18 protein-coding genes are annotated in these 20065 nt (G+C 72.5%); 7 read left to right on the top strand and 11 right to left on the bottom strand.

The annotated features are described in order from the left end of the window. Window positions 1-40 precede the first annotated feature (40 nt). Window positions 41-1522 (bottom strand): MFS transporter, encoded by a 1482-nt coding sequence (locus tag ADK86_RS21700; protein WP_053698074.1) that lies wholly within the window; start codon window positions 1520-1522, stop codon window positions 41-43. 145 nt (window positions 1523-1667) lie between these two features. Here ADK86_RS21700 and ADK86_RS21695 point away from each other — a divergent pair, with 145 nt between their 5' ends. Beyond that, window positions 1668-2612, top strand: a complete 945-nt coding sequence (locus ADK86_RS21695) for a helix-turn-helix transcriptional regulator (RefSeq protein ID WP_063789053.1) — start codon at window positions 1668-1670, stop codon at window positions 2610-2612. A 40-nt stretch (window positions 2613-2652) separates the two neighbouring features. Beyond that, complete coding sequence (locus ADK86_RS21690; protein WP_053698073.1) at window positions 2653-3168, top strand: DUF1877 family protein; 516 nt, start codon at window positions 2653-2655, stop codon at window positions 3166-3168. A gap of 7 nt (window positions 3169-3175) precedes the next feature. On the opposite strand, the gene ADK86_RS21685 is transcribed toward ADK86_RS21690, so the two are convergent. The 3 genes from ADK86_RS21685 to ADK86_RS21675 form a co-directional block, all read right to left on the bottom strand. After that, the gene (locus tag ADK86_RS21685) at window positions 3176-3727 is read right to left on the bottom strand and encodes a hypothetical protein (RefSeq protein ID WP_053698112.1); all 552 of its coding nucleotides are present in this window, start codon (window positions 3725-3727) and stop codon (window positions 3176-3178) included. Between the two features lie 87 nt (window positions 3728-3814). After that, window positions 3815-4399, bottom strand: a complete 585-nt coding sequence (locus ADK86_RS21680; RefSeq protein WP_234345965.1) for a hypothetical protein — start codon at window positions 4397-4399, stop codon at window positions 3815-3817. Between the two features lie 74 nt (window positions 4400-4473). After that, window positions 4474-5550 (bottom strand): glutamate--cysteine ligase, encoded by a 1077-nt coding sequence (locus ADK86_RS21675; RefSeq protein ID WP_053698071.1) that lies wholly within the window; start codon window positions 5548-5550, stop codon window positions 4474-4476. Between the two features lie 231 nt (window positions 5551-5781). Between ADK86_RS21675 and ADK86_RS21670 the strand changes: the two genes are divergently transcribed. Then, window positions 5782-6597 carry an alpha/beta fold hydrolase gene (locus ADK86_RS21670; RefSeq protein ID WP_053698070.1) on the top strand — a complete coding sequence of 272 codons (816 nt, stop codon included), beginning with the start codon at window positions 5782-5784 and terminating at the stop codon, window positions 6595-6597. 77 nt (window positions 6598-6674) lie between these two features. Here ADK86_RS21670 and ADK86_RS21665 read toward each other — a convergent pair whose 3' ends face one another. From ADK86_RS21665 to ADK86_RS21635, 7 genes are all read right to left on the bottom strand, one after another. After that, window positions 6675-8240: an AMP-binding protein gene (locus ADK86_RS21665; protein WP_053698069.1), complete on the bottom strand. Its 1566-nt coding sequence runs from the start codon at window positions 8238-8240 to the stop codon at window positions 6675-6677. Window positions 8241-8438: 198 nt separating this feature from the next. Beyond that, the gene (locus ADK86_RS21660) at window positions 8439-9113 is read right to left on the bottom strand and encodes a CBS domain-containing protein (protein WP_053698068.1); all 675 of its coding nucleotides are present in this window, start codon (window positions 9111-9113) and stop codon (window positions 8439-8441) included. 142 nt (window positions 9114-9255) lie between these two features. Further along, window positions 9256-9702 carry a cyclic nucleotide-binding domain-containing protein gene (locus ADK86_RS21655; protein ID WP_053698067.1) on the bottom strand — a complete coding sequence of 149 codons (447 nt, stop codon included), beginning with the start codon at window positions 9700-9702 and terminating at the stop codon, window positions 9256-9258. Window positions 9703-10030: 328 nt separating this feature from the next. Continuing rightward, the gene (locus ADK86_RS21650) at window positions 10031-11581 is read right to left on the bottom strand and encodes an ABC transporter ATP-binding protein (protein ID WP_234345963.1); all 1551 of its coding nucleotides are present in this window, start codon (window positions 11579-11581) and stop codon (window positions 10031-10033) included. Window positions 11582-11616: 35 nt separating this feature from the next. After that, window positions 11617-12576: an ABC transporter permease gene (locus ADK86_RS21645; protein WP_234345962.1), complete on the bottom strand. Its 960-nt coding sequence runs from the start codon at window positions 12574-12576 to the stop codon at window positions 11617-11619. A 118-nt stretch (window positions 12577-12694) separates the two neighbouring features. Continuing rightward, window positions 12695-13585: an ABC transporter permease gene (locus ADK86_RS21640; RefSeq protein ID WP_107088529.1), complete on the bottom strand. Its 891-nt coding sequence runs from the start codon at window positions 13583-13585 to the stop codon at window positions 12695-12697. Between the two features lie 104 nt (window positions 13586-13689). Continuing rightward, window positions 13690-15231 (bottom strand): ABC transporter substrate-binding protein, encoded by a 1542-nt coding sequence (locus ADK86_RS21635; protein ID WP_053698066.1) that lies wholly within the window; start codon window positions 15229-15231, stop codon window positions 13690-13692. 334 nt (window positions 15232-15565) lie between these two features. Here ADK86_RS21635 and ADK86_RS21630 point away from each other — a divergent pair, with 334 nt between their 5' ends. The 4 genes from ADK86_RS21630 to ADK86_RS21615 are packed head-to-tail and all read left to right on the top strand — an operon-like array spanning window position 15566 to window position 20060. Next, window positions 15566-16564, top strand: a complete 999-nt coding sequence (locus ADK86_RS21630; protein WP_053698065.1) for a TauD/TfdA family dioxygenase — start codon at window positions 15566-15568, stop codon at window positions 16562-16564. A gap of 26 nt (window positions 16565-16590) precedes the next feature. Continuing rightward, window positions 16591-17616: an ornithine cyclodeaminase gene (locus ADK86_RS21625; RefSeq protein WP_078952169.1), complete on the top strand. Its 1026-nt coding sequence runs from the start codon at window positions 16591-16593 to the stop codon at window positions 17614-17616. Further along, complete coding sequence (locus ADK86_RS21620) at window positions 17607-18992, top strand: Y4yA family PLP-dependent enzyme (protein WP_234345960.1); 1386 nt, start codon at window positions 17607-17609, stop codon at window positions 18990-18992. The genes ADK86_RS21625 and ADK86_RS21620 overlap by 10 nt, the downstream gene beginning before the upstream one ends. 39 nt (window positions 18993-19031) lie before the next feature. Continuing rightward, window positions 19032-20060: a cysteine synthase family protein gene (locus ADK86_RS21615; RefSeq protein WP_053698064.1), complete on the top strand. Its 1029-nt coding sequence runs from the start codon at window positions 19032-19034 to the stop codon at window positions 20058-20060. Window positions 20061-20065 lie beyond the last annotated feature (5 nt).

Genomic DNA, 20065 nt, shown 5'->3' with positions numbered 1-20065 from the left:
GTGATCTTTCCACGGGGATTCCGCTCGGTGGCCCGGACACCTACCGCTGCGCACCGGGCGGCTGTGGCAGTGCACGCAGCAGGACGGACACCGCCGCGGCCAGTGCCAGACAGAAGGCCAGCGCGGCGGCCAGGGCGGACCCGTACGCGCCCGGGTCGTGGTGTGCGGAGCCGCCCAGCGTGCCGTAGAAGATCACGCCGATGGCGGCGACGCCGACCGAGCCGCCCACCTGCTGGCCGGTGGAGAGGATGCCGGAGGCCATGCCGATCTCCGCGGGACGTACGCGGGCGAGTACGGCATTGAGCAGCGGTGTGACCAGTACGCCCGTGCCCGCGCCGATCACCAGCAGCGGTACGGCGAGGGACCGGGCGGTGAGCGCGGGCCCGGCCTGGAGGACGACGGCGATGGCGGCCGCGTGACCGAGGCCGAGGACGAGCGCCCCGGCCTGCAACGGGCGCCGCCCGTAACGGGCCAGGCGCCCGGCGGCGAGGCTGCCGGCGAAGAAGGCCGCCGCGAAAGGCAGGTAGCAGGCACCGGCGGCGAGAGTGCCCAGGCCGAGGCCGTCCTGAAGGGTGACGGACAGGACCAGGAAGAAGGAGTTGATCCCGAAGTAGGCGAGCAGGACCAGCACCATCCCGACCGCGAAGGCGCGCGACCGCAGCAGACGCAGCCGTACGAGAGGGGAACCGCCGCGCGCCTCCACCCGGCGTTCCACGCGCGCGAACGCGACGAGGGCCAGTGCCCCCAGGGCCAGGCTGAGCCACGTCCACAGCGGCCAGCCGGCCTCCCGGCCCTCGACCAGCGGTACGACGAGGAGAAAGAGCGCGGGCGTCAGGACGGCCGCGCCCGCCAGGTCGAGGCGGCGCGCCTCCGGGGCCCGCGACTCGGGGACGAGGGCGGCCGCCAGCGCCAGCGTGAGCAGGCCGACGGGCACGTTCACCCAGAAGATCGGGCGCCAGGACGTGCCGAAGAGGTCGGCGGAGACCAGCACGCCGCCGAGGAGCTGCCCGGCGACCCCGGCCGTACCGATGACCGCCCCGAGCACCCCGAACGCCCGCGCGCGCCGCTCCGGCGGCAGCAGCACCTGGATCGTCGAGAAGACCTGCGGGGACATCACGGCGGCGCCGAGCCCCTGGACGAGCCGCGCGCCGATCAGCGCCCCGGCGCCGGGCGCGGCAGCACAGGCCGCCGAAGCGAGCGTGAAGAGAGCCATACCGATCAGGAAGCACCGTTTGCGGCCGATCAGGTCGCCGAGACGGGCGCCGGTGATCAGGGCGACGGCGTAGGCGAGCTGGTAGCCGGCGAGGACGAGCTGCACATCCGCGTCCGAGGCGTGCAGGTCCTGCTGGATGGCCGGAGTGGCCACGAGGACGATGAAGGTGTCCAGCACGGCCACGAAGATGCCGATGAGGACGACGGACAGGGCGCGCCAGGGGGATGGCGCGGCGAGGGCATGGGCGTGATCCGCGTCCGCATCACGGACGTCGGGTCCGGAGTCGGCCGGTGGCCTGGTGTACGTCATGATCCCGACCCTCATCCGGGCCCGGGCGCGGGTACAGAGGCCATTTATGCTGGTGGCGGCGGTACCCCCCTGAGGCCGGAAGCGCTGGGAGCGACGACGGGGTACACGCGTACTGAACGGGTGAACGGGCGGGGGAAGAAGCGCGATGAGCGGGCGCGAAGCCGGGACGGACGGGCGGCGCGAGACCGTGGCGAGCGGGGCGGGAACGGAACCCGGCCCGGAACGGCGCCGGGTGCTGGCCGCCTTCCTCCGCTCCCGCCGGGAACGCATCGCCCCCGGTGACGCGGGCCTCCCGGCGGGCCCGCGCCGCCGTACCCCCGGACTGCGCCGCGAGGAGGTCGCGACCCTGTCGGGTGTCAGCGTCACGTGGTACACGTGGCTCGAACAGGCCAGGGACATCACCGTGAGCCGCCAGGTGCTGCACAGCCTGGCCCGGGTCCTGTGCCTGTCCCCGGCCGAGACCCGCCACCTGTTCGCCCTGGCCGGACAGCCGTTGCCGGCACCCGACGCGGTACGGGCCGGAGGCCGGCCGTTGCAACGGCTCGTGGACGCGCTCGACCCGCACCCGGCGTACGTGGTCGCCGCCAACTGGGACCTGCTGGCCTGGAACCGCGCCGAAGCGGGCCTCATCGGGGACCCGGCCCGCTGGGACGATCCCGAACGCAATTTGCTCCGCCTGGTGTTCACCGACCCCCGCATCCGTACGCTCCTGGCCGACTGGCCCGACCAGGCCCGTACGCTGCTGGAGCAGTACCGGGCCAGCGCCGACCGGCACACCGGTGACCCGGCGTTCACCCGCCTGACCACCGAACTCCGCGAACGCAGCGAGGAATTCCGCGCCTGGTGGGACACCCACGACATCGCCGAATTCCGACCCACCCGCCGCGTCTTCGACCACCCGCAGCTGGGCCGCCTGACTTTCGACTACGTCAAACTCACACCGGTCGACACGCCAGGGGTCACGCTGGTCTCCTGCATGCCGTCGGACGACGGGACGGCCGGGAAACTGGGGGCGCTGAGCGAGTGCGCGGCGGATGATCGGGGTGCGACTTCGGAGTCGCGCGCCGGTGGCACACCGAATCCCGAATAATCCCTTCCACCTGCGCATACCCCAACCGGATACTGTCGCTATGGCTCTCACGCAACACCTCGCGCGCGTTTCCGAAGCGTATGTGGCGCAGTGCCGGCGCAACGCCGCTGCCTCAGCCGATGGCGATCCGGAATGGAACCCGCCCGACGAGGATGTACTGGACCTCGACTGGGCCGTGTGGGGCCTGCTTCGCTACTGCCAGGAGGCCGATGTCGCGTGTGAGTGGACCGGAGTCTTGCGGCGCAGCGTCAAAGGTGAGAACGCGGACAGTGTGCGCTTTCTCGACCACCCCGAGGTGTACGACGGATTCGGAGCGCCGCCCGCGCTGCTGGCACCGTCGGTGGTGGCCGAGGTGGCGCGGCGCTTGGACGCCATCGATGTGGGCAGCCTCTTGCGGGAGCTTCCCGCCGACGCCGATTCGGCGGCTGCCGTCTGCGGTTTCGGAATATTCCACGGTGACTTGAGGAAATACCTCGAAGACCACGTGGCCGCGCTGACGGACTTCTACCGCGGCGCCGCGCGGCAGGGAATGGCGATGGTGGAATGGGTCGATTGAGTGGTGGTCAGCGGGCCGCCGTTCCGGATTCTGCCGCCTCGGAGTCCGCGGTACGCAAAGACGCGTCGTCGTGGCGGAGTGCGCATCCGTCGTGCTGAAGGTGCACATCACGGAGGTTCTGCAACGAGGCCAGGGGAAAGGGGTGGAGCTTCCACTGCGCCAGGTACCCGCCCTCGCCATGGAGTTGCAGCACCGACTGCGCTGCATGGAGGACGACATGGCTCAGGCGGCTGCGGGAATGCGTGGAGGCCCAGGCAAGGGTGCCTTCCCGGTCCGGGACGCCGAAGCTCTTGTAGATGTCGGGGAACTGATGAATCGCGATGTCGACGTCCGGGCCTTTGCTCCGGAGGACCCATCGGACCTCGACCGGTTCGAGGTCGAAGGAGAATCGCTGGACCGGGTCCGGGCCGTAGAGCCCGGCGACGCCGTTGAGCAGGTCGGCAAGGGCGTCCGTGCAGTAGCTGACGAAGCGCTTGAGTTCTGAGGAGCCGTTCGCGATACGGCATGTAGCCCATCCGCTGCCGCTCAATTCCCAGCTGAACCGGAGCCCATCCGTCATTCGCCCACCCCTCCCGATGATCGCCTCCGCGAACATTACAGGGCGCAGGCGAAGCGGCCGCGGCCCGCCCCGGCAAGGCGGTGGGCGTCAGATCAGGGGTGGTGCGACCTCGGTGATCGTGGCCGTGCCGAGTACCGGCTGCCCCTCGTGCAGGGTGATCGCGTCGCCGGGGGCGAGGTGGCGCCACTGGTCGGGGCTCAGGGGGGCCAGGCGGATCATTGCGCTCTCGCCCGGGGATAGTTCGGGTGTCCCTTCGACCCATAGGCGGGCGAAGTTGAAGGCGCGGTCTCCGCCGGGGGCACGGTTGCCGATGTCCCAGAGCGGGTCGAGCTGTCCCCGGCCCGGGAACGGGGACCGGCGCCCGCCCTCCGCCGTCCTCCGCAGGCTCAGCCAGGCCCGTACCGTGCCGAACCGCGCTTCCCCGGCCCGCCAGCCGCACCACTCGGCGATGTCCGGCAGCCGGAGTTGGCGCGCGGCGTCCGTGAGGAGCGGCCAGAAGGCCGCGGGGATGGGGTGCTCGTCGCCGAACTCCAGGAGGAGGTCGAGCACGAACTCCCAGTCCTGCTGCCGCCGGCTGTCGTGCACGTCCTCGATGGCGGCGCCGCTTGTGGTGCGGGCCCCTGCGGGAAGCAGTCCGGTCGCGTGCCGGAGGAGCGTGAAGGCGTCGTCCATATGCGGCATTTTCCCCGGGGGCTCACCGTTGCCCGCGACCTGCCCCCGTAACCCGCCACCCGCACCCTGCCCCCTCAGGCCGCGGTACGCCGTACGCATTCCCCGACGACCGACCGCAGGTCCCCCGTACGCCCCAGCAGTTCCCGCTGAACCTGGGCCCCGTTGCCGCGGCCCATCAGGGTGTCGAGGCCCTCCTTGGCGAGGGTCAGGTCGCCGATGTCCTCCAGGGCCTCGCTGACGTGGTCGAGGAGGGCGCGGACCACGGCTTCGGCGGGGGCCGGGGTCCAGGTGAGCGGGTGGACGAGCCGGCCGGACAGGCCCGACCGGCCGGCCCGCCAGGTGGCGAGCCGCAGCAGGCCGATCCCGGCGGAGTCCGGCGGCTCGCCCGCGCGCCACGCGCGGGCGGCCGTCTCGACCAGTCCGCGGGTCAGCGCGGCGAGCAGCACCGTGTCGTCGGACTGCAAGCACACGTCGGCGACTCTGATCTCGACGGTGGGGTAGTGGCGCGACAGCCGGGCGTCGAAGTAGATCATGCCCTCGTCGAGCAGGGTGCCGGTCGCCAGCATCTCCTGTACCCGCCGGTGATAGTTCTCCGCGCTCCCGAACGGCTCCATCGGCCCGGAGGACGGCCAACGGCCCCATACCCGGCTCCGGTAGCTGCTGTACCGGGTGTCCTTGCCCTGCCAGAAGGGCGAGTTGGCGCTCAGGGCCAGGAGTGTCGGCAGCCAGGGGCGGATGCGGTCCAGTACGGCCACGCCCTCGTCGTCGGACTCCACGGCCACGTGGATGTGGCAGCCGCAGGCCAGCTGCTCCTGCGCGGTACGGCCGAACTCCTCCTCCAGCCGCTGGTAGCGCTCGTCCACGCTGAGGGACGGCGTGACGGGCAGGGGAGAGGTGGCCAGGGCCGCCAGTTCCGTACCGGCCCGGCGCGCCCGGTGTGCCGCCTCGCCGCGCCAGCGGCCGACCTCCTCGGCCAGGTCCTCGATCAGCGTCCTGGGGCGGGTGGCGATCTCCAGCTGCTCGCGGTGCAGTTCCTTGTCCAGCGTGGAATCGTGCGGAGTCGAGGCCAGCACGGTCCCGGCGACAGCTCGCGGCTCCCCCGAGTGCGGATCCACCAGGAGCAGTTCTTCTTCCACACCCACGCTCCGCATACGACTGCCTCTCTCGACCGGCGACGGTCAGCAGGACGGGTTTTCGGGCCTGCTGCCATAGGAAACGTTCGCGCGGCACGGCACAAGGGGTCGGGCGGCCACCGAGTGGCGTGATGAGAGCGGGGGTGCCGCGGGAGATCGGTCGGTTGGACATCGGTGCGCGGCCGATCGGATCTGCTGTGATGGTGTGGATGCCCGGGTTGTTCCGTGGGCGGGGGAGGGGACGGGCCGATGCCGGTGCTGAGGACGAACGGAATGCGTCTCGCGTACGAGGAGTACGGGTCCGGGGAGCCGGTCGTGATGGTCACCGGGACCGGCGCGCCCGGACGGGTGTGGCGCGCGCACCAGGTGCCGGCCCTGACCGCGGCCGGATACCGGGTGATCACCTTCGACCACCGGGGCGTCACGCCGAACGGCCACCCCGAGCGCCCGTTCACGCTCGACGACATGGCGGCCGACCTCGCCGGTCTCATCGCCCATGTGAGCCCGGGGCCGTGCCGCGTCGTGGGTTTCTCGCTGGGGTCGATCGTCGTACAGGAACTGCTCGTCGCCCGGCCCGGACTCGTCGGTCAGGCCGTGCTGATGGCGACCATCGGCCGGGCGGACACGCTGGTCGGTGTGATGGCGTCGGCCGAGATCGCCCTGTGCGACAGCGGGGCCGTGCTCCCGCCCCGGTACGCCGCCTACGTCCAGGCCCTGCAGTATCTGTCGGGAGAGACGCTCGCCGACGAGGAACGGCTGCGGGGCTGGCTGGACATCTTCGAGATGACGGCGGCGACCGATTTCACCGGTGTCCGCGGCCAGTTGGGCCTTCAGGTGATCCGGGACCGGCGGCCCGCGTACCGGGCCATTCGCTGCCCGTGCCTGGTCATCGGATTCGGGGACGACCGGATCGTCCGCCCGCAACTGGTGCGCGAGGTCGCCGAGTGCATTCCCGGCGCCGCGTATACCGAGCTGGCCGGGTGCGGTCATTACGGGTATCTGGAAAAGCCGGAGCTGGTGAATTCCGCCATCGTGGAATTCTTCGCGGGGCGGCGGAAAGCCTGAGCGGGGGCGCGTGGGAGGCGGGGGCCGGGGGGCCATGAATGCGCGCGTCTTTCGCCGCTCCTGGCCCCGGCCCTCCTTCACCCGCCCAGCATCGCCCGAATCCGCTTCTTGTCGGGCTTGCCCACCGGGGTCAGCGGGATCTCCGTGACCAGGTGCATTCCGGAGGGCGCGTACATCGCGCCCTTGTGCCGGGTGACGTACTCCCGCACCTGGTCCAGGTCGAGCGGGCGTTCGGGTACGGGGACGACCGCGATGTGCACCTCCTCGCCGGCGTCCGGGCCGCGCACGCCGAACGCCGCGCAGTGGGCGATGTCCGGGTGGGTGAGCAGCAGGTCCTCCAGCTCGCCGGTGTAGACGTGGCCGCCCACCACGATGATCATGTCCTTGAGCCGGTCGACGATGTAGAGGTAGCCCTCGTGGTCGAGGTGGCCGAGGTCACCGGTGTGCACCCACCCGTCGCGCAGCACCTGTGCGGTCAGTTCGGGCTGCTTCCAGTAGCCGGTCATGGCCTGGCCGGAGCGGACCCGGATCTCGCCCACCGCGCCGACGGGTACGGGGGCGCCGTGCTCGTCGTGGATCGCGACCTCGACGCCGGGGATCACGCGGCCGACCGTGGCCTGCCCGTTCTCGGGCATCTTCGCGTGCTCGTCGGGGCCGATGACGGTGACATGGCCCGCCTCGGACTGGCCGTAACCGCCGAACAGGACGGCGCCGAAGGTCTCGTGGGCCTGCCGCAGCCGGGTCGGTGACGCGGCGCAGCCGCCGTAGGAGATCCGCCGGATGCTGGACAGGTCGGTGCCGGCCAGGGCGGGGTGGTCGAGCAGGCGGTAGATCAGCGGGGGCAGCAGCCACAGGTGGCTGATCCGCTCGCGTTCGACCGCGGCGAGCACCCGGCCGGGGTCGAAGGAGTCCTGGAGGACCACGGAGCCGCCGGCCAGGAGGGTGGCGTCGGCGATGTTGCCGGCCACGTGGGCGAGGGTGGTGCAGGCCAGGAAGCGGGGCGGTTCGCCGGCGCCGAGGGAGCCGAAGGCGAGCATGGCCTCGTAGGGGCCGTGCGGCATCCGGACGCCCTTGGGGACGCCGGTGGTGCCGCCGGTGTGGCGGATGCACCAGTCGTCCTCGGGGCGTGCCGCGCTCCGTACGGGGCGGGGCTCGTGCCGCGCGGCGCGCGCCAGCAGGTCCTGGCCGTGCGCACCGGGGCCGAAGGAGAGGACGTACGGGGGCCGCGCGTGGGCCAGCAGGCTTTCGGCGGCCTCCGGCAGTTCCGGGTCGACGAGCAGCAGTGCGGTGTCCACGCTCCGGGCGATGTGTGCCAGCGTCTCGGGGGCCATGCCCTGGTACAGGAAGACGGCGCGGGCGCCGAGCAGATTGGCCGCGTACCGGGCGGTGAGGGCTTCGGGCCGGTTGCCGGAGAGCAGGGACACGGTGCTGCCGCGCCCGATGCCCCAGCCGCGCAATTCGCGCGCGATGCGGTAGACGTCGTCGTGGAATTCCCCGGCGGTGACCTGCCGGCCGTCCGCCGTGGTGACGACGGGGCGGTCCGGTGCGGCGGACAGCACGTCGAGAATCGATTCGGCATAGGTACGGAATGCGGTCGTGGGGGAATTCACCTCAACGGCGGCGATGTCGGCCTCGGTGGTCATGAAGTATTTCTCCCTACGGATGTAGGCGATTACTACTTCTCGGTAAGCTAACAACCGGTTGCCGTATGAAGGTGTCGTGCCGATGAACAGCGCGTGATGTCTGAAAAGTGGCTGGCGCGTCGTGCTTGCCCGTGCTGTACGGACCTGTCGGACGCGCCGCCGGGCCGCCCGGAGCGTGGGGCGGGGCGGCCCCGCCCCTTACGGCCGTTCCGGGCCGCCCCTCAGCCGTATGTCGACCTCGACCACCCCTTCGACCGCGCGGGCCAGCCGCGCGGCCACCGGTATGAGCGTGGTGTCGGCCAGGGTGCCGGAGAGCGTGACGATGCCCTCGGACACCTCGACGGTCAGCTCGTGCACGCGGTGGGCGAAGAGCTGGCCGACGACCGTGCGGCGGACCTCCTCGGCGATGTCCTCGTCCTCGCGGAGGAAGACCTTGAGCAGGTCACTGCGGCTGACGACGCCTTCGAGCCGCCCCACGGCGTCCACCACCGGCATCCGCTTGATGCGGTACCAGGCCATGGTGCGCGCCGCCTGGGCCAGGGTGGCGTCCGCGTGCACCGTCACGGCGGGCGCGGTCATCAGCTCGTCGGCGGTCACCCCACCGGACTTGATCAGGGCGTCCAGGACCCGCATCTGCTCGATGCGGGAGGGCGTGTGGTCGCGGAACTCCTCCTTGGGCAGCAGGTCCGCCTCGGACACCACGCCGACCACCCGCCCCTCGCCCTCGACGACGGGCAGGGCGCTGACCTTCCACTGCTCCATCGTGCGGACGATTTCCTTGAACGGGGCGGCGCGGCCGATGCTGATCACGGTGCGGGTCATCACGTCGCCGACGGTGCGGGGGCTGTTCCCTTGCGTCCCGGGTTCCTGCATCACGGACTCCTTCAGCGCGGGCTCTTCCCCAGGGTTGTGCCTCGCGGGCCCGTGCACCACACACCGTCCCGGCCGGGGTCCGGCGGTCGGAACCCGTGCCCGGGCCCCGGGCGCCCGGCCGGGGCCCGGACACAGGTGGTCGTCAGCGCACTCCGCTGCCGTACGGTCCGTACAGGTCCAGCAGCCGGGTACGCGCGCACCGCAGCCGGTCGCCGATCACCTCGGCGTACATGAGCACGAGCGCGTGGCCGAGCACCGGGTCCTCCTGGCACAGCGCCCGGACCTCCTGCGCATCGAACTCCCAGGCCCGTACCGGGCTCAGCGTCTCCGCGCCCAGCTGCCAGCTGTACGGCGGGAAGAGCCAGGACCAGCCCAGCGGGTCGCCCGGGTGCAGCGTCTCGACCACCGCGGCGCGGCGGCCCGGCACCCGGATGTCGAGCTGGACCGCTCCGGTCCGGACGATCCAGAAGCGGTCGGCCCTACGGTTCTCCTCGAAGATGCGCACGCCGGCCGGGAAGGAGACCTCCCGCGCCCGTGCCATCAGCCGCTCGCGGTGTTCCGCCGGCAGCGCACCGAGCCGCCCGGTCATCGTCCTCACCGCTCCACCTCCGCTTCCTCCGCGGCGCCGGCGCCCGCGGCCCTCGGGGGCGGGCCGTCGGGCACCGGCGGTTCCCATGCCATCAGCGTCCGCCGCGTACGGGTGTCCGGGCAGGGGCCGATCAGCCCTGCGGCCCGGCCGAACAGCCCTCGGGCACCAGCAGATCCGGACACGGGCGTGGATTCCGCGACGGCGCTAGGGCGTGTCTTTCGGATCATCCTGGGCACCCACGGACACCCAGTCCGAGGGCAATGCTCCGCCTTGCGATGCACCGCACCAGACGCCGCGGGCTGCTCCAGGCTGATCCAAAAGACACGCCCTAGGCCGACGCGGCGCCTTCACGCGGCGCCGCGGGCCGGACGACGCGCCCGTCCCGCAGCAGATGCACGGTGTCCGTGTACGCGGCGATCAGGTCGACTTCGTGGCTGACGAGGACGAGGGTCAGCCGCCGCGTCGCGCGCAGGTGGGCGAGGAGGTCCAGGACCGCGGCGGCGGTGGCCGGGTCGAGTGCGGAGGTGACCTCGTCGCACAGGAGGAGGTCCGGTTCGGTGGCCAGGGCGCGGGCGATGGAGGCGCGCTGGCGCTGTCCGCCGGAGAGTTCGTGGGGATAGCGGCGGACGAAGTCGCCGGGCAGGCCGACGGCTTCGAGGAGGGCGCCGACCCGGGCGGGCATCTCCCGTGCGCCGACGATGCGGTGGAGCCGGAGCGGGCGGGCGAGGGTGGCGCCGATCGTGCGGGCCGGATTGAGGGCGCCGAGCGGGTTCTGCGGGACGAACTGGATGCGCCGCTGCATGTCGCGGCTGCGTTTGCGTACGGGCGCGGGCAGGGGCCGGCCGTCCCAGGTGAGGGCGCCGGACTGCGGGACCTGGAGGCCGGCGAGGGTCCGTAGAAAGGTGGTCTTGCCGCAGCCGGAGGGGCCGGTGATGCCGGTGGCGGAGCCGATGGGGGCGTGGAAGTCGGCGCCCGCCAGGGCATGGTGGGTGTGGCCACGGTGGGTGAAGGCGACGTGCAGGTTCTCGGCGCGCAGACCTCCGGGGAGCGTGACGGGTTCCTCGGGAGGACGGCTCCGGGGAGCGGACGCCGTGTCGGACGGTGTGCCAAGTACGTGCGGAGCGCCAGGTGAGTGCAGCGCATCAGGTACGTGCGGGGCGCCAAGTGAGTGCGGAGCGCCAGGTACGTACGGTGCGTGAGGCGTGCCCCCGGTGGTGAGGGTGACCACCGCATCGGCGCACCTCTCCACCACGTACGGATCATGGCTCGCCATCACCACGGCGAGGCCGTGCTCGGTGGCGAGCCGCCGCAGGAGGGCGGTGATCTCGTCGCGCAGGGCGGCGTCCAGGCCCGCGGTGGGCTCGTCCAGCAGCAGTACCTCCGGACGCCGGGCCAGCGCGCGGGCCAGCGCGAGGCGGCGCTGCTGACCGCCGGACAGGGCGCCGGGCCGGTGGTGGGCGAGGGAAGCGGGCAAGTGGCAGTCGGCCATGAGCCGTTCGACCGCCTCCGGCGAACGGTCGGCGGCCAGTTCGGCGATCAGGCGCCGGGCCGTCATCCGGGGGTCGAGGGCGGAGCCCGGGTCCTGGCCGACGTAGGCGACGTGGCGGCGGCGCAGGGTGCGCAGCACGGCGGGTGCGAGCGCGAACACGTCCTGGCCCAGCACCTCGACGCTGCCGGAGGTGACGCGCGCGCCGTACGGGAGGTCGCCGATGACGGCGTGCAGAAGCGTCGTCTTGCCGGAGCCGGACGGCCCGGTGAGGGCGGTGATCCGGCCGCGCCGCAGGCTCAGGCCGGTGCGGCGCAGCAGTATGGGCCCGGTGCCGAGGCCGATTTCGAGGTCGGTGACCGTCACGGGCGGCGGGGCGTCGGTCGGGGCCAAATCGCTGTCCTCCAGAGGCGGTGCGGGACGGCGGGTCATCGCAGGGCGGCCCGGCGGGCGGTGGCGGGTGCCAGGGCGTTGGCGGCGAGGTTGACGCCGACCGCGAGCAGGCCGATGGCCAGGCCGGGCGCGAGGACCGCCCAGGGGTTGAGGAGGATGCCGGGGCCGTTCTCCCGGATCATCAGCGCCCAGTCGGCCTCCGGGGGCCGGGGGCCGAGCTGGAGGAACCCGGCCATGGCGATGACGTACACCGCGTCCACGAAGCGCAGGCCGAACAGCGCGAGCACGGTGGCGCGCAGGTTGGGCAGGATCTCGCGCAGCGCCAGGTGCACCAGGCGTTCACCGCTCGCGGTGGCCGCCTCGACGAATCCGGTGGCGGCGAGCGGGGCCGCCGCACCGGCGACGATCCGTACGGCGTACGGGGTCCCCAGCACGACGGCGGCCACACTGACCGCGAGCCGCCCACCGCCGGGCCAGGCCAGCGCGAGAAGCATGATGCCCAGCACCGACGGCAACAGGATCGCGGTGTCCGCCACGCGCTCGACCAGCCGCCCCAGTCGCGGGCTGAGCGCGGCGAAGCAGCCGAGCAGGGTCGCCAGGAAGGTCACCACGGCGGCCACCACGAGCGCACTCCCGATCAGCGCACTCCCGCCGCACAGCAGCCGACTGAGTACGTCCCGACCGAGCTGATCCCCGCCCAGCGGCGCACCACCCGTCCCCGCTTCCCCGTACGGGGCGGTGACCGGCCGGTCCACCGGATGCGCGGCGAGCAGCGGACCGGTGAGCGCCACGAGGACCAGGAGGAGGGCGGGCACGGCGGGCGCGAAGGTGCGCGGGCGCGGGCGGCGGGTGTGCGGTCGGGGGGTCGTTGCGGTGGTGCTCATGCGCGGGCCCCCGGGGTCATGTGCGTAGTTCCAGAGCGCGGGCGCGGTGACCAGGGTGGTCGAGCAGGTGACGACGGAGGTGTCGCGGTCGGCGACGGCGCCGGCCAGCACCGTGCCGATCCCCGGGTAGTTGAATCGAACCGGTCAGCGCCCCCCACGACCAGGACGAGGGCGGGCGCGGGGGCATGCGGGCTGCGGGTGCGCGGTCTGATGGCCGTTGCGGTGGTGCTCATGTGCGTGCTCCCAAAGTGCGGGCGCGTATCAGGTCGGCCAGCAGTAGGACGCCGGTGATCAGGGCGGCCGAGCAGGCGACGACGGCTGCGATGACGGGGGTGTCGCGGTCGGCGACGGCGCCGGCCAGTACCGTGCCGATTCCCGGGTAGTTGAAGAGGGTTTCGACGACGACGGTGCCGCCGAGCAGCATGCCGGTTGAGGTGGCCACGCCGGTGGCGATGGCAGGCCAGGCGCCCGGTAGCGCGTGCCGGAGCAGCACCTGTCGGGTGGGCAGTCCGTCCAGGCGGGCTGCCTCCACATGTGGGGCCGTGGCCTGGTCGGCCAGGGCGCCGCGGACGATGCGGGTGTTCCATCCGGTCTGCGGAACGGTCAGGGCCAGGACCGGCATCACCAGCATGCGCCAGCCGGCGGGCGTGCCGTCGGGGCCGGTGACGGTGGCGGCGGGCAGCCAGCCCGTCCACAGTGACAGCACCAGCAACAGGCCGACGGCGACCACGAATTCGGGCAGCGCGAAGGCGGCGGTCGAGGTCAGGTCCACGATCCGGTCCACGACGCCTTTCGGCCGGGCGGCGGCCCAGGTGCCCAGGGCGAGCGCGGCGAGGACGGTCAGGACGAACGCGGTGGAGCCCAGCAGTACGGTGTTGGGCAGCGGCGCGGCGAGCAGGTCGGCGACGCGTTCGCCGCGCGCCGAGGTGCTGAGGTCGCCGGTGGGCAGTGCGGTGATCCAGTCCCGGAAGCGTTCCCATACCGGCCGGTCCAGGCCGAGCAGGTGGCGGCGCGCGGCGACTCCTGCGGCGCCCTCCCCGCGCTCCGACGTGGCGGTGGCCGCGTCGCCCGGCAGCAGCTCGATCGCGGTGAACACGACGGCGAGCAGTACCACCAGCATCACGACGCGCTTGGCGAGCACGGCCGCGAGCCGTGCGGCCAGGGTTCCGGCGCGCCGCACGGCCGGTTCCGGTACGGACCGGGTGGTCTCCTCAAAGGCGTCCGTCACGGGGCGAGCCAGACGTTTTCGAGCTGTACGCGTCCGTAACCGGGCAGCTTCGGCAGACCGCGGACCTTCGGCGCGGCCAGGTCGATGCCGTCGGCCATGCCCCACAGCAGGTAGCCGGACCGGTCGTGCTCGATGCGCTGGAGGTCGCGCAGGGCCGCGGTGCGGGCCGTGCGGTCGGCGGTGGCCAGCACCTTGCGGTACGCGGCGTCGAATTCCCGGTCCGACCAGTCGGCCTCGTTCTGCCCGGCCCCGGTGGTCAGGGTCTTCGAGGCGAAGAAGACGACGGAGTCGTTGGTGCCCCAGTAGTTGGTGTAGAAGTCGCCCTTGAGCCAGGTCTTCTGGTAGAAGGCGCCGGACTCCTGCTTGACGACCTCGATCTTGACGCCGGCCTCCCGGGCCTGGGAGGCGAAGAGGGTGGCGGACTCGGCGAGCCCGGCGACGTCCTCCGTGGTGACCAGCTGGTACGTACGGGAGAAGTCGAATCCGGCGTCGGTCAGCAGCCGTTTGGCCTTGGCCAGGTCGCGTCCCCGTCGGGGGAGGTCCCTGGCGTAGGCGGGATCGCCCGTACCGAGGATGTCGTTGGCGACGGACCCGTACCCGGACAGCACCTGCCGGACCATCGCCTCACGGTCCACCAGCAGCTTCATCGCCTCCCGCACCCTGGCGTCGGCGAACGGGCCGTCGGCGGTGCGCATCACGACGGGCAGGGCCATGTCGTCGGGGCGGCGGACGATCTGGATGTCCCGGCGGGCCCTGGCGGTACGGGCGGCGACCGCGCCCGCGTTGGACGCCACGTCGATCTGGCCGGACAGCATCGCGTTCGTCATCGCCTGCGGGCTCTGGAACATGGTGACCTCGATGGCGTCGAGGTGGACCGCGCCGCCGTGCCAGCGCGCGTTGCGCAGCAGCCGGGCGTTGCCGCCGCGGTACCAGTCCAGCGTGAAGGGCCCGGTCCCGGGGGCCCCGGGTATCTCCTTGTCCGGGGTGTCCTTCTTGAGCACGAACGTGGTCAGCCGCGTGAGCAGGGGAAGTTCGGCGTTGGCATAGTCGGAGACGAGGACGACGGTGCGCTTGCCGTCGGCGGTGATGTGACCGGCCGTGATACCGGGCAGCCGGGCGGCTCCGGAGGGGGTGGCGCGCAGGCGGCGCAGCGACCAGACCACGTCGTCCGCGGTGACCGGCGTCCCGTCGTGGAAGGCGGCGCCCTCGGCGAGGGTGAAGCGCCAGGTCTTGAGGTCCTTCGAGGGCGTGAAGGCGGAGGCGAGGCGGGCGACGGTGTTGTTGTCCTTGCCGCCGGGCGCGGTCAGTGTGTCGTACACGAGGGCGATGACGAGGTAGTCGCTCTCGTTGCCCTGGGTGCCGTGCGGGTCGCGGGTGATCGCCGACGTACGGCCGAGCGCGCCGATGCGCAGGGTGCCGCCCTGTCGTGGTGAGCCGCCGGCGGGAGCCGTGCCGTCGCCGGCGCCACACGCCGCGAGCAACGCCGCCGTGCCCAAGCCGCCGCCTGCGTACAGAAGTTGCCGCCTGGTGAAGTCCACGCTGCCTCGCTCCGGTCGATGGTGCACTTAGGTTTGCCTACCCTCACGAAGGCGGTCGCCGCAAGAGTGCTCCCCGCTGAGTGCATCCGTGCGCCGGTGTCAACTGGGCTTTAACGGGAGGGAGTTGACCGAAGCCGGGCAGGCGCGGGCAAAGTAAAGTGAGGTTTGCCTAACCTAACTGTGGTGAGTAGCGTCATTACTGTCCGCTGGACTCCGGGTACGGAGCGGCAGCGATGACGCGCCGCACCCGGACCGTCGAGCGCGCCGCGCGCTGCCCGCGCGGCGTCGTACGGGACCCGATTCCCCGACTTCAACGGAAACGGACTGCCTCGACATGACCACGGGAGCCGCACCCGTCCGCCAGCTCACCCCCGCCGACGCCGCACACCTGCGCCGCACCGCCGAGAAGATCCTCGCCGGAACCGGTCGCGACACCTCCGCAGCTCCCCGACTCCTCGCCCGCGTAGCGGAATCCGCCGCCGCACTGCCCGCTCCGGTCCGGCGGAAGCTGCGCCCGGCCGACACCGACGACGGGCTCTTCGTCCTGCGCGGCCTGGACGTGGACGACGCCGAGCTGGGCCCCACGCCCACGGGCTGGGCCGCCGCCGTCGACAGCGGCGCCGTACACGACGTGATCCTGCTGCTGCTCGCCACCGCCATGGGCAACCCCATCGCCTGGGAAGGGCAGCAGGACGGCCGCTTCGTACACAACATCCTCCCGGCCGCCGGCCACGAGGGCGAACAGACCGGCGCCAGCAGCGCGGTGCTCCTCAGCCCGCACACCGAGGACGCCTTCCACCCCGGCCGCGCCCACCTGCTCCTGCTCAGCTGCATGCGCAACCCCGACCGCGTCGCCACCACCGCGGCCGGTGTGCGACGCGTACGGCTCGACGCGGCCGACATCGCACTGCTGGACCGGCCGCTGCTGCCGATCCTGCCCGACGACGCGTACGCCGAGGCCCAGCACTTCGTCGGCGGCCCGCCGCCCGCGGTTCCCACCCTCTTCCGCGCCGAGGACGGCCTGACGCTGCGCTTCGACCCCGCGTACACGCCGCTGGCCGACGCCACACCCGCCCACCGCGCCGCCTACCGGCGCCTGGAAGCCGAACTGGCCCGCGTCTCCGTGGCGGTGCGCCTCGTACCCGGCGACGTGCTCGTCATCGACAACGACCTGGTCGTGCACGGCCGGGTGCCCTTCCAAGCGCGCTACGACGGCACCGACCGCTGGCTCAAGCGTGCCTCCGTCCGTGTCCCCGCGCGCCGTACACGCCCCCTGGCCGAGGCATCCGAGCACGGTTACGGTCAGGCCGCCATCGAGGCGTACGCCGGATGACCGCTCGCATCTCCCCGAGGACGGACATGACCGACCGCACCGAGGCCGACGGCACCCGCTCCATACCCGCCGACGACCGGACCCTGACCCTCCTGTCCGCAGGCGACCTGGCCGGCCTGCGCATCGACTTCGCCGATGTCGTGGACACCGTCGAAGACGCCTACCGCACCCTGGCGTCGGGCCGCTCGGACAACCCGCGCAAACTCACCGTCACACCCGCCGACGGGCACTCCGTCGCGTACGCGATGCTCGGCCGGGACGGCTCCCGTGACGTGGTCGCCGTGAAGACCTCGTACAAACACGGCCTGGACCGGGGCCGCGACGAGCAGCACTACTACACGACGCTGACGCTCTACGACGACACCACCGGCCTGCCGGTCGCGATGATGGACTGCGGCCGCGTCGGCGCGCTGCGCACCCCGGCCGTCTCCGCCCTGCTGGCCCGTGAATGCGCGCCGCCCGGGGCCCGCAGCGCCCTGGTCATCGGCACCGGCACCCAGGGCCGCCTGGCCTTCCCGTTCCTGCTCACGACCCTGCCGGACCTGGAACGGCTGATGCTGTCGGGAACCCACCCCGAGGGCATCGCGGCGGTACGGAAGGAGCTGCGCGCCCACGCCCCCGGCCGGGACGTGGAGATCGTCACCGACCTGCGGGCCGCGGCGGGCGACGCCGATGTCCTCGTGGCAACGGCCGGCGGCCACACCCCGGCGGCCGTCGAGGCCGACTGGCTCAAGACCGGCGCGCTGTCCGTCCTCGTGGGCCACGGCCTGGCGCCCTCCACCCTGCACCGCGCCGACCGCGTCGTGGCCACCAGCGAGGCGCAGATGCGGATCACCGGCACCGACATGGCCGACCAGGGCGGGCGGCTGCCCGCCGTGGACGCCGAGTTCCCGGCCGTCCTCGCCGGTACGGCCACCGGGCGCGGCGCCGCCGGAGAGCGGGTCTTCGCGTACAACAGCGGCCTGGTCGTCACCGACATCGCGCTCGGCCACCGCTTCGCCCGGCTCGCCCTCGACCAGGGGCTGGGAACGCGGGTGGCGCTGTGGGCCTGACCGGACCGCGCCCCGCGGACCTGCCGACGCTGCCCGCCCACACCGACACCGGCACCGACCGGATCATGGACAGCGGGCTGCTGCACGAACTGTCCTACGCCTTCGACGGCCCCTTCCACTTCCTGCTGCCGCACCGCTTCGACGCCAACCTCGCGGCCTTCCGCGCCGCGCTCGGCGACGCCGGGGTGGCGGGGCGCGTGTACTACGCGAAGAAGGCCAACAAGGCCGCCGTCTGGGCCGAACGCTGCGCCGCCCACGGCGCGGGCGTAGACGTGGCGAGCGTCCCCGAACTGCGCGAAGCCCTCGGCCACGGCGTACGCGGCGAGCACATCGTCGTCACCGGCCCGGCCAAGAACGACGCCCTGCTGCGGCTGGCCGTCCTGCACGGCTGCCTCGTCGCCGTCGACGCCCTGGACGAACTCGACCTGCTCAGCACGCTCGCCCTCACCGGCACCGTACGCCCCGCCCGCCTGCTGCTGCGCCGCCTGCCGCCCGCCCAGCCGCACAGCCGCTTCGGGATGACGGCCGCCGAAGTGGACACCGCGCTGGACCGCTGCGTACGGGCCGGGGACGCCTTGCGGATGGAGGGCTTCAGCTTCCACCTGTCCGGATACGCCATCCGGCCGCGCGCCGACCTCGCCGCCCAGCTCGTCGACGCGTGCCTGCGCGCGCGGGAGCTGGGCCTGCCGGCCGACCGGATCAGCATCGGCGGCGGCTTCGCCGTGGACTACAGCAGCGACGGCCACTGGCACGCGTTCCTCGCCGCGCAGGGCCCCGAGCACTACCACGCGCACAGGATGTTCGACGTGGACGGCTTCTACCCGTACCACTCGCCCGTCGCCGGAGCCGACGCGCTGCGCGCCATCTTGGACACCGTGCCCGACGGCGGCCGTACGAGCCTGGCCGGACGCCTCAAGGAGACCGGAACGCTCCTGCTGACGGAGCCGGGGCGGGCCCTGCTGGACGGCGCCGGCGCATCCGTCTTCCGCGTCCAGGGCGTCAAGGAACGCGACGGCTACCGCATCCTGACCGTCGACGGCACCAGCCTCAGCCTGTCCGAGCAGTGGTTCAACAGCGAGTACCTGCCCGACCCGTACCTGGTCACCCCCGACGGGCGGGCCCGCGGCGACGCGGTGCACCCCGCGTGCGTCGGCGGCGCGACCTGCCTGGAATCCGACCTGCTCACCTGGCGCAAGGTCCCGTTCCCCGCCCGGCCGCGCGTCGGTGACCTGCTGGTCTATCCCAACACGGCCGGATACCAGATGGATTCGAACGAGTCCCCGTTCCACGGCCTCCCGCTGCCGCCCAAGGTCGTCGTGGACCGGGTCGGCGCCGTCCGGCCGCGCTGGCGCCTCGACCGAAGCTCCGCCCGCTGACCTTTGTGACCAGCCCTTCTCTGCCCCAGGAGTCCCCCTATGAACCAGGCCCTCGGGCGTCCCGCCGTGGTCTCCCGCGTGTCCGACCTCATCGGCGCCACCCCGCTGTTCGAGCTGGGCCGCACCGATACCGGCAGCCGGCTGCTGCTCAAGCTGGAGATGTTCAACCCCACCGGCAGCGCCAAGATCCGGATGGCCCGGCAGATGATCCTGGACGCCGAGGCACGCGGCGACCTGCGGCCCGGCGGGCGCATCGTGGAGTCCACGTCCGGCAACACCGGGCTGGGGCTGGCGGTCATCGCGGCCGAACGGGGGTATGCGTTCACGGCGGTGGTGGATCACCACGCGGCTTCCGACAAACTGCGTGCCATGCAAGCCCTGGGCACCGAACTCGTCTACGTGGCCGACGACGGGAGCGGGGACCTGGCCACCGCCGCGCGCGAGGAACTGGCCGCCGAACTGGCCCACGGCCGGGCCAACACCTTCTTCACCGAACAGCACAACAACCCCAGCAACGGCATCGGCTACTTCCCCGTCGCCCACGAACTCCACCAGGCCCTGGACGGGAAGCTCGACGTCCTGGTCGGCGCGGTGGGCACCGGCGGCGGGCTCTGCGGCACCGCCCGCGCACTGCGCACGCTCGTACCCGGCTGTACGACGGTCGGCGTCGAGCCCAAGGGCTCCATCGCCTTCGGCGGCCCGGCCCACGACTACTACCAGTCCGGCACCGGCACGCCCGAAGGCGCCGAGATCGGCGCGCTGGTCGACTTCGACCTCATCGACGCGGGCGTGAAGGTCGGCGACGTGGAAGCCTTCGCCACCGCCCGCGCCGTCGCCCGCGCCACCGGCCTCCTCATCGGCGGCTCGGCCGGCGGCGTCGTCCACGAGGCGCTGGCCCGCCTCCCCGCCCTGGCACCGGGTTCCACCATGGTCGCGCTGGTCAACGACGGCGGCGAGAAATACCTGGACACCGTCTTCAACGACGACTGGATGCACGCCCGCGCCCTCGTCGACCGCGAGCTGGAACGCGAGACCGACGAAACGCTCACCAAGCTGCGCAGGCGGTGAGGCCC

Source organism: Streptomyces sp. NRRL F-5755 (genome assembly GCF_001279365.1).
In the GTDB taxonomy this organism is placed as follows: Bacteria; Actinomycetota; Actinomycetes; order Streptomycetales; family Streptomycetaceae; genus Streptomyces; species Streptomyces rimosus.
Note: the sequence above shows the minus strand (reverse complement) of the source record. Positions and strands in the feature narration are given on the sequence as shown.